The following is a 2,642-nucleotide window of genomic DNA, read 5'->3' on the forward strand; positions in this document are numbered from 1 at the left end:
ATGAGAATAAAGGGAGGGAGATATGCCCCAGTCTTATCGGCGACTGAGGCGCAGCCACGAACCAAAACACTAGGTAAAGGTTCATCCAGTTCCGAAGAACTTGACTGCATTATGGTAACCAATTCCCCAAAAATCAAGCTCTATGTAAGGCTTAAACATTGTTGAAACGCCTAAAAACCAAATCCCGTTGGCGGTCATCGATCTGGAGATACGGAAAGGCTACCAGTGTTTTAGGGGCTGTATCTGGCCAAAATTCAGCCGACTCTAGCGAGTCGAACCAAGGAAGTTTTTTAGGAAGTACGCAATTTGAAGTCACCTTTGACGCAGATGTAAACATTGGCCTGTAAAGAATATCGTCGCAGAAAAGGATTTGAGCTTCAGGGTTGAAGAGGTGAATCGCTTGGAACTCAGTAGTTTGTTAACAACTTTATTGTTGCATTTTTTGGGGTGAATATGGCCAGATGAGCGAAAAGTTAACAACTTTATTATTTTTAGTAAAAAAGCCCTCTAAGAAAATCAATAACTTAGAGGGCTATTTGTTAACAACTTTATTGTTCACCAACAGTAGCTTTTACAGTATTTGGATGACCTAGATGGCTCATGACGAACGAATCCAGATACTAACATCAGCTGAAGAAACTGAGTTATATGGCCCACCAAGCTTTTCTACATCAGAACAACGTTTCCTATTCTCTTTTAACGACATTGAACTGAACCGCATTAATCGACAGCAGTCACGGCAAACGCGCTGCATATTTGCCGTTCTTTTAGGTTACTTTAAGTGTCGTCCAATCCCGTTCAATCCTAGCTATCACGAAGTGAAACACGATGTTCGGTACATCGCTGAACATGTGTTGCCCGGTCGGGGGTTACGTCCGTTTAATCTCGATGCAAAGGCCATAACGCGCATCTATCAGAAAATCTTTGAGCTTGAAGGCTATCAGAGATACTCAACCCGAAAGCACCACCAATGGTTATACAATTATTTATTTGAGCAGACGGAAAGTTGGGCGGCACCTCGACCGCTCTTCGATGCAGCCATCGAGTATCTGGCCTTTAACAAAATTGCCATTCCAGCCTACAGCACACTACAGAAAATTATCAGCCAGGTGCTCGTACAACATCAGAAAACAGTTCATAACAAGCTGGCTTTAGAGTGTAGCGATGGGTTGAGCGAAATGTTGGTCAACCTGTTGCTTGGTGAACAGTCGTTTACTTTGCAGCATCTACGGCAAAGCGCTCGTAATTTTACCGGTACTGAACTGGAAAAAGAGCTGGCGGTCTACCACCATCTTCACCCATGGATAAACGATGTTACCCGGGTGTTGGAGAGTCTTAGCCTGTCTCAAGCCAATCTGCATTATTATGCTGGACGGGTCGATTACTACGGCGCCAAACTTAAGCGCCAGAACCCGTTGAACCAACAGCTGTACCTACTGAGTTACTTGCAGGGCCGTTACCAGCAATGCTTAGAGCGCATTGCCGATGGCTTCATCCATCATATACGTCAAGTCAAAGCCCGCGCTAAAGCCATGGCCAAAGAGCAGATCTATCAAGACTGGCAGAAAGCTGCACGCAATGTAGGCAAGGCAGCGGACGTGTTGGAACTATTTTTAGATGATGACATTGCACCCGAAACTCGCTTCCAAACGATACAGGCACAAGCCTTCAATGTACTGAGTGCTCAGGATCTGAGCTCAGTCTGCCGGTATTTGGGTAACCAGAAGCAATCGGCGGACGAAGCTTTTTGGCAGCACTTAGATCGAGAATCGTCGTTGCGCACCGGTTTGTTACGATCGTTATTCTGTTGTTTACGCATTGAAGGCGCAGATCCAACACAGCGCCTGGCTCGGGTCTTGGATCAAGCTCGACTGGACTTGACGGCAAACCACAAACTGAGCGGAAGTTGTTTGGATCGGCGATTGCCGCCTAAACACACTCGCCCATTATTGCTCAACAAGGATGGATCTATTAACAAAGCTCGGTATGAATGGTTCCTATATCTTCAGGTACCAGATCGACTGCACGGGCAGCTGTTGCTGCCGGATGTCATCAAGTACCGCGCACTAGATGCGGACCTTGTATCGACTCAGCGTTGGAAGCGAGAAAAGAAAACGCTAGTTGAAGCCACACTGCAGCCTAAATTGATGGTAGAGCCTTCATCGCTGATACCGAAAATGGCAACTGAATTATCCCTGCGCCTGCATGAGGTCAGTCACTATCTGGAAAAGACCGATGATCGCGATGTAATCCTCAAAAACAAAGGCGGAAAACGTCAGTGGCGATTACCGACAGGCAACAAGCAGCAGTTGGTTAATAACACCTTCTTTGAACAGATGCACTCTGTTGAAATTGCCGACGTACTGCGGGTTGTGGACCGGGATACAGGGTTCATTGATGACTTTGAACATGTCCTGGGGATGAGTTCTAAAAGTCGAATGTTTGAGGTGGACCTGTTAGCAATCCTGATTGCCAATGCTACAAACCAAGGGATCTACGGTATAGCTGAAATCTCGGATCGAAGTTATGAACAGCTGCGAACCATCCAAGCGAACTACCTGCGTCTGGAAACCCTGAACGCCGCGAATGATCGCATCAACAACGCCACGGCAAAGTTACCGATCTTCAAGCACTACTACATC

Annotated in this window: 1 protein-coding gene; it reads left to right on the forward strand. The window is 46.4% G+C overall.

What is annotated here, in order from left to right; genetic code table 11:
- Positions 1 to 593: 593 nt before the first annotated feature.
- A partial coding sequence (locus tag BGP77_RS02865; RefSeq protein WP_146171176.1) for a DUF4158 domain-containing protein occupies positions 594 to 2,642 on the forward strand: 2,049 nt, incomplete at its 3' end.

This window comes from Saccharospirillum sp. MSK14-1, from assembly GCF_003054965.1.
Taxonomy (GTDB): Bacteria; Pseudomonadota; Gammaproteobacteria; order Pseudomonadales; family Natronospirillaceae; genus Saccharospirillum.